Origin of the sequence: Acetatifactor aquisgranensis (assembly GCF_943193215.1) — a bacterium.
In the GTDB taxonomy this organism is placed as follows: domain Bacteria; phylum Bacillota; class Clostridia; order Lachnospirales; family Lachnospiraceae; genus Acetatifactor; species Acetatifactor aquisgranensis.
On the sequence record NZ_CALPDH010000027.1, the window covers coordinates 73,030 to 79,497 of the forward strand.

Here is a 6,468-nt window from a genome sequence, read left to right on the forward strand (position 1 = left end):
TGAAAATGGCATGGAGAATATAACTGCCCGGGAGATTCAGGCAAAACTGAATATCGGAGAAGCCGTCGTATGGGAATCCGAATCCCCGGAGGATACGGCTGCCCTTGGGACGCTTCTGGGCGGGGCGGCTGTCCCGGGGCAGGTCTATACCCTGACGGGAGATTTGGGCGTGGGCAAGACCGTGTTCACCCAGGGCTTTGCCAAAGGCCTGGGAGTCAAAGGGCATGTGAACAGCCCTACCTTTACGATATTGCAAATATATGAAGACGGCAGACTGCCTTTCTACCATTTCGATGTCTACCGCATCGCGGATGTGGAGGAAATGGAGGAGATAGGCTGCGAGGACTGCTTTTATGGGACAGGAGTCTGTCTGATAGAGTGGGCGAACCTGATAGAAGAGATATTGCCGGAGAATTCCGTGCAGGTGACGATAGAAAAGGAGCCGGAGAAAGGCTTTGACTATCGCCGGATTAGTGTGAAAAGATTTTCTAAGCGGTCCAAGTACGCCCGCTAAGAAAATCTAAGTTTCACACAGAAGAATGCCCAAAGTGCGGGCATTCTTCCAGGTTATGTATGATTGGCAGGCATAGGGGAGAGGAAGAAATGAAGATATTAGGTATGGACAGTTCCGGCCTGGTGGCCAGCGTGGCAATCGTGGAGGATGAGGCGCTGGTGGCGGAATACACTACAAATTATAAGAAGACACACTCCCAGACCCTCCTGCCCATGCTGGATGAGCTGCGGAATATGACAGAACTGGACCTGGATACCATCGATGCCATCGCCATCGCTTCCGGGCCTGGTTCCTTCACAGGGCTGCGGATCGGATCGGCTACCGCAAAAGGGCTGGGCCTTGCCCTGGGAAAGCCTCTGGTAGAAGTGCCTACGCTGGAGGGGCTGGCCTGGAACCTCTGGGGGAGCGAACGGATCGTATGCCCCCTGATGGACGCCCGGAGAAACCAGGTATATGCCGCGGCATATGAATTCCTGCCGGAGAGAGAGGGCTTTGCGCTGAATACGGTGATTCCCCGGAAACCCGTGGACATTGGAGATCTGCTGGCAGAGCTGACGCTGCTTGGCAGGTCTGTGGTTTTCCTGGGGGACGGCGTACCTGTCTACAGAGAGGCTATCCGGGAGAAATGCGGCGTGCCCTGCGCTCTGGCGCCTGCGGGCAGCAACAGACAGCGGGCGGCATCCATAGCGTCGCTGGGGGCAGTGTATTACAGGCAGGGAAAAATCGTCACAGCCGCGGAGCATCGTCCGGAATATCTGCGGAAAAGTCAGGCAGAACAGGAATCTGAGCGCAGACAGTGTTCATAAATCGGAAATTTATGCCGAAATATACTGCAGACCGCCGGAATTTACAATAGAAAAATGAGCAAAGGTATCTTGCCGGAGGTCTGCAGTCGGAATTCGCGGCAGGTTTTACCGGAGCATAGTATAATAGTGGAGTATGCATGCGGATTGAGATAAGGGAATTGCAGGAGGACGACATAGAGGCTCTGGCGGAGATTGAAGCGCGGACATTTTCCATGCCCTGGTCTGCCGGGGCGTTCAGAGAGCTTCTGAAGAACCCGCATTGCTTTTATTTTGTGGCGCTGGCGGACGGTGAAATCGCAGGAGGCGCAGGATATACCGCCCTCTGCGGCGAAGCCAACATAGACAATGTGGTGGTGGCAGAAAAATACAGGAACTGCGGCATAGGTCAGGCCCTGCTGCGGGAGCTGATTGCCGCAGGCGAGGCAGCGGGGCTTGCGGCCTTTACGCTGGAGGTCCGGGTGAGCAATGAGGCCGCCATCCATATTTATGAAAAAACCGGGTTTCATTCAGAGGGCATCCGTCCCGGATTTTATGAAAAACCCAGAGAAGATGCTATGATTATGTGGCGCAGAAATGATTGAACTGACAGCAATTACCACACGTATTTATGTATATTTTTAGTATAATGGTTACAGATTCATCGGACAGAGTGCGGGGAATGCGTAAAGCCTTTGACGGACGAATCTGGTGGCGATTATCGTTGGGCTGTATGCGAAGGGAGAAGAAAGTATGCGTAGATACGAGGATGGACAGAAAAAGCTGATAAAAGCAGTATGCAATAAATGCGGCAGGACGCTGCAGGTGGAAAACGGATTGTTAAAGGAATTTTGTTTTTCAGCAGATGCCATGTTCGGATACTTCAGCCGAAGGGACGGCGTCGCGCAGCACTTTGATCTGTGCGAGGACTGCTATGACGAATGGACGGCACAGTTTGCCGTGGCTCCGGAGGAGACGGAAGAACTGGAGCTTTTATAAAAAATTAAGAGAAGGAATCTTTGAGATGCTGGATGTAAGTCTGCTGGGAACAGGAGGGATGATGCCGCTGCCCTATCGGTGGCTCACCTCCCTGATGCTTCGGTACAATGGAAAAAGCATATTGATCGACTGCGGGGAAGGGACACAGATTGCCCTGCGGGAAAAGGGCTGGAGCCCCAACCCCGTCGACATTATCTGCTTCACGCATTATCATGCGGATCATATCAGCGGTCTGCCGGGAATGCTGTTGACCATGGGGAATGCCGAGCGCCGGGAGCCGCTGCTTTTGATAGGACCAAGGGGGTTGACCAAAGTAGTCAATTCCCTGCGCACCATTGCGCCGGAACTCCCTTTTGAGATAAGGTTTCAGGAGATAGCCGAGGAGGAGCAGACATTTTCTTTTGAAGGATTTCAGCTGAAAGCATTCAAAGTGAACCATAGCGTGACCTGCTATGGATACAGCATGACAGTGGCCAGGGGAGGACGCTTCGACAGGGAGCGGGCGCTGGAGCAGCAGATTCCCATGAAGTTCTGGAGCAGGCTGCAGAAGGGCGAGGTCATCGAGCAGGACGGCAGAGCCTATACGCCCGATATGGTGATAGGGGCGCCGCGCAAGGGATTGAAAGTGACTTATTGTACGGACACCAGGCCGGTGGATTCTATCGCCGCAAATGGGGCCGGCTCTGATTTATTGATTCTGGAGGGGATGTACGGAGAGCCTGAGAAGCTGGCCAAGGCCAAAGAGAACAGGCATATGACCATGTATGAGGCCGCCAGGGTGGCAAAGGCGGCGGAAGCCGGGGAGCTTTGGCTGACGCATTACAGTCCTTCCCTGATGCACCCGGAGGCCTATCTGGGCGAAGTGAGGAAGATTTTTCCGAACACGGTGGCGGCTAAGGACGGCAGGACTGTGGAATTGAATTTTGACGAGGAGTGATGTCATGAAAAAATCTACTACGAGAATGATGCTTTTTTTCCTGGTGGTGATCGTGGGAGTGGTGGGCTATTTTGCCTATCTGTCAGGGAGGTCCAGAGATGCGTCCAAGGAGGCGGCCATGACGGCGGCCCAGCTGGTCTTAAGCCGTGACCTGGAGAACAATTATCCCCCTACGGTCAAGGAAGTGATGAAGTATTACGTGGATATCCAGAAATGTCTCTACGCGGAGGAATGCGCCGAAGAGGAGGTGGAGCAGCTGGGCATGAAGGCCAGAGCGCTTTACGACGACGAACTGCTGGCTGCCAATGACGTTACGGGGCATCTGCTTCAGCTCAAGGCCGAGATTACCTCTTTCCAGGAGGACAGCAGGAAAATTACGGCGGCGTCCGTGGCCTCCAGCGCAAACGTGGATACTTTCACGGAGGACGGATTTGAATTCGCGAGGATTCACTGTACATACACTGTCCTGGCCGATGGCCAGAGCAATCTGGTGGACATGGTATATCTGCTGCGCCGGGACGAGAACAGGAGATGGAAAATCTACGGCTGGGATCTGGCCCAGAATGTGAATCCTGCGTATTGACAGGAGAATGCCCAGGGCGCGAATAGACAGAGTGCAGTGGGAAATAGAGATGAAAGCCGTCTGTGCGGCGGAATGAGAGAAAATTTGGAACGACAATATGAAGGGGATGTCCTGATACTTGCTGTCGAGACGTCCTGTGACGAGACAGCAGCTTCCGTGGTAAAAAACGGCAGGGAGGTGCTGTCGAATGTTATTTTTACCCAGATTGCGCTGCATACACAGTATGGGGGCGTAGTCCCGGAAATCGCATCCAGAAAACATATCGAGAAGATCAATCAGGTCATAGAGGAGGCCCTTGCCCGGGCGCGGGTGACATTACGGGACATCACAGCCGTTGCCGTCACCTATGGACCGGGACTGGTAGGGGCCCTTCTGGTGGGGGTATCGGCGGCAAAGGCCATCAGCTTCGCGGCCGGGATACCTTTGGTGGGGGTCCACCATATCAACGGCCATATCAGCGCCAATTATATCGAGCACAAAGAGCTGGAACCGCCCTTTATCTGCCTGGTGGCCTCCGGCGGGCATTCCCATCTGGTGGCGGTGAAGGACTATGGCGTATATGAAATCATCGGCATGACGAGGGATGATGCCGCAGGGGAGGCTTTTGACAAAGTAGCCCGGGCTATCGGATTGGGATATCCCGGGGGGCCGAAAATCGACAAGATTTCCAAAGAGGGCAATCCTGACGCCATTCCCTTTCCCAGGGCAAAGGTGGCGGAGCATGAGTACGACTTCAGCTTCAGCGGCCTGAAATCCGCGGTGCTTAATTACCTGAATTCCTGCCAGATGAAAGGGGAGCCCTTTTGCCAGGCGGACGTGGCGGCCTCTTTTCAGAAAGCAGTCATAGACGTACTGGTGGAGCATTCCCTGCACGCAGTGCGGCAATTCGGCTATGACAGATTCGCCATTGCGGGAGGCGTGGCGGCGAATTCCTCTCTGCGGGCAGCTTTTGAGACAGAGTGCGGCAAGAGAGGGGTCACATTCTATTGTCCGTCCCCTGTTCTCTGCACGGACAATGCCGCCATGATAGGCGCGGCGGGATATTATGAATTCCGCAAGGGAGTCCGAAGCGGCTATGACCTGAACGCTGTGCCCAACCTGGGACTGTAGATTTAGAAAACGGCAGATTTATTACTATAAAAGTCCCTATGCCATTCTAGCACCGCGAGTGTTTTTGCGCTTCCTATGCGCAAAAACGGAGACAGCTGTGCGCCAAAATGAGCTTCTCTTGCTCATTTTGTGTGCATCACCTAAACCCTCAGACTTTCAGGTAAGGTGGTGCGGCTGGCTGCATGGGAGTTTAGGAAGAGGGAACCGCCTATGTGTAGAAAAAGATGCACCGCCATTGTGCTGGCGGCTGGCAGCGGCAGGAGAATGCGAAGCGCAACGGCGAAGCAGTTCATGCTGCTGGGAGGCAGGCCTGTGCTCTGGCATTCCCTGCAGGCAGTGGAGCAATCAGCAATAATAGACGACTGCATCGTAGTGACGGGAGAAAGCGATATTCCTTATGTGCAGCGGGAAATCGTAGACAGATATGCTTTCCGCAAGGTGGCCGCCGTTGTGGCCGGAGGGGAAGAGCGCTATGAATCCGTCTATCACGCGCTGTGCTTCATGGCAGACGGGCATATGACAGTGCCGAACCGCGACGGATATGTATTCATCCATGACGGGGCAAGGCCTTTTCTCACGGAGGAAATCCTGGAGCGCACCTATCAGGGGGTGTGCCGGCATCGTGCCTGCGTGGCAGGCATGCCGGTAAAGGATACCATTAAGATTGCGGACAGGGAAGGCTTTGTGGCGCAGACGCCGGACCGCAGCCTTGTGTGGGCAGTGCAGACGCCCCAGGTGTTTGAGACATCGCTGATTACGGAGGCGTACAGAAAGCTTTTTGAGCGGCTGGCGGCTTCGGGAAACGGATTTGCGGTCACTGATGACGCCATGGTACTGGAAACAATGCTCAAGATTCCGGTGAAGCTGGTAGAGGCATCCTATGGAAACATCAAGATAACGACGCCGGAGGATATCAGAACGGCCGAAAGCATCCTGTCGGCGCTCTGAGGGCATGTCATAGACAGTCATAAAGACGTATAAAGTCCCGCGCCCGATCGGAAAATGCCTGAGGGTGGGAGGGGTGACGCCTATCAAATGCAGGGCAGAGTGCCGGGATAGAGAAGAACATTCAAAGGCTTAAAATGGGCGAAAAAAAGTAAGTGGAAAAAAATGAAAAAAATTTCAAAAAAGATGTTGACAGAAATCAATCTTTTTGGTAGAATGAATTTCGCCGTTGAGATAGCGGCTCGCTTGGAGAGATATCGAAGTGGTCATAACGAGGCGGTCTTGAAAACCGTTTGTCCGCAAGGGCGCGTGGGTTCGAATCCCACTCTCTCCGCTGGGGGACAGGCGCAGATATTTGCAAGAGCGTTCCCGATAATGAGATATAGTAAAAGATTCTGCTCACTTGGAGAAGTACCCAAGAGGCCGAAGGGACACCCCTGGAAAGGGTGCAGGTCGTTAATAGCGGCGCGAGGGTTCAAATCCCTCCTTCTCCGTTGGCGGTAGCGAAATAAATACCGCACAGCACCTTGACAAACGAACAGCAATGCAACCCTGAAGATTCCGGAGACCATCCGCAAGGATGGAGGAAATTCAGAGA

General features: G+C 53.8%; 8 protein-coding genes and 2 tRNA genes. All 10 read left to right on the plus strand.

Going from position 1 to position 6,468, the window contains the following annotated elements:
* Window positions 1–10 precede the first annotated feature (10 nt).
* The 10 genes from tsaE to NFS35_RS20795 all read left to right on the plus strand — a co-directional run bounded on the left by tsaE (window position 11) and on the right by NFS35_RS20795 (window position 6,364).
* Window positions 11–514, plus strand: a complete 504-nt coding sequence (gene tsaE, locus NFS35_RS20750) for a tRNA (adenosine(37)-N6)-threonylcarbamoyltransferase complex ATPase subunit type 1 TsaE (protein WP_251209000.1) — start codon at window positions 11–13, stop codon at window positions 512–514.
* An 89-nt stretch (window positions 515–603) separates the two neighbouring features.
* A complete protein-coding gene (gene tsaB, locus NFS35_RS20755) occupies window positions 604–1,320 on the plus strand; it encodes a tRNA (adenosine(37)-N6)-threonylcarbamoyltransferase complex dimerization subunit type 1 TsaB (protein WP_251208993.1) in 717 nt (238 codons plus the stop codon).
* A gap of 137 nt (window positions 1,321–1,457) precedes the next feature.
* On the plus strand, window positions 1,458–1,901 hold the full coding sequence (gene rimI, locus NFS35_RS20760) for a ribosomal protein S18-alanine N-acetyltransferase (protein ID WP_251208994.1): 444 nt from the start codon (window positions 1,458–1,460) through the stop codon (window positions 1,899–1,901).
* Window positions 1,902–2,049: 148 nt separating this feature from the next.
* Window positions 2,050–2,295 carry a hypothetical protein gene (locus NFS35_RS20765; protein ID WP_251208995.1) on the plus strand — a complete coding sequence of 82 codons (246 nt, stop codon included), beginning with the start codon at window positions 2,050–2,052 and terminating at the stop codon, window positions 2,293–2,295.
* Between the two features lie 25 nt (window positions 2,296–2,320).
* The gene (locus tag NFS35_RS20770; protein ID WP_251208996.1) at window positions 2,321–3,232 is read left to right on the plus strand and encodes a ribonuclease Z; all 912 of its coding nucleotides are present in this window, start codon (window positions 2,321–2,323) and stop codon (window positions 3,230–3,232) included.
* 4 nt (window positions 3,233–3,236) lie between these two features.
* The gene (locus NFS35_RS20775) at window positions 3,237–3,815 is read left to right on the plus strand and encodes a DUF6715 family protein (RefSeq protein WP_251208997.1); all 579 of its coding nucleotides are present in this window, start codon (window positions 3,237–3,239) and stop codon (window positions 3,813–3,815) included.
* An 84-nt stretch (window positions 3,816–3,899) separates the two neighbouring features.
* On the plus strand, window positions 3,900–4,925 hold the full coding sequence (gene tsaD / locus NFS35_RS20780) for a tRNA (adenosine(37)-N6)-threonylcarbamoyltransferase complex transferase subunit TsaD (protein ID WP_251208998.1): 1,026 nt from the start codon (window positions 3,900–3,902) through the stop codon (window positions 4,923–4,925).
* 210 nt (window positions 4,926–5,135) lie between these two features.
* Window positions 5,136–5,873: a 2-C-methyl-D-erythritol 4-phosphate cytidylyltransferase gene (ispD, locus tag NFS35_RS20785; RefSeq protein ID WP_251208999.1), complete on the plus strand. Its 738-nt coding sequence runs from the start codon at window positions 5,136–5,138 to the stop codon at window positions 5,871–5,873.
* A gap of 245 nt (window positions 5,874–6,118) precedes the next feature.
* Window positions 6,119–6,204 (plus strand) — tRNA-Ser (locus NFS35_RS20790).
* A gap of 71 nt (window positions 6,205–6,275) precedes the next feature.
* Window positions 6,276–6,364: transfer RNA gene (locus tag NFS35_RS20795), tRNA-Ser, on the plus strand.
* The last annotated feature ends 104 nt before the right edge of the window (window positions 6,365–6,468 follow it).

Excerpts from the sequence above, each read along its gene's own strand:
- tsaB (WP_251208993.1), top strand. The coding sequence starts at position 604 with ATGAAGATATTAGGTATGGACAGTTCCGGCCTGGTGGCCAGCGTGGCA.
- ispD (WP_251208999.1), top strand. The coding sequence starts at position 5,136 with ATGTGTAGAAAAAGATGCACCGCCATTGTGCTGGCGGCTGGCAGCGGC.
- tsaE (WP_251209000.1), top strand. The coding sequence starts at position 11 with ATGGAGAATATAACTGCCCGGGAGATTCAGGCAAAACTGAATATCGGA.
- NFS35_RS20770 (WP_251208996.1), top strand. The coding sequence starts at position 2,321 with ATGCTGGATGTAAGTCTGCTGGGAACAGGAGGGATGATGCCGCTGCCC.
- rimI (WP_251208994.1), top strand. The coding sequence starts at position 1,458 with ATGCGGATTGAGATAAGGGAATTGCAGGAGGACGACATAGAGGCTCTG.
- NFS35_RS20775 (WP_251208997.1), top strand. The coding sequence starts at position 3,237 with ATGAAAAAATCTACTACGAGAATGATGCTTTTTTTCCTGGTGGTGATC.
- NFS35_RS20765 (WP_251208995.1), top strand. The coding sequence starts at position 2,050 with ATGCGTAGATACGAGGATGGACAGAAAAAGCTGATAAAAGCAGTATGC.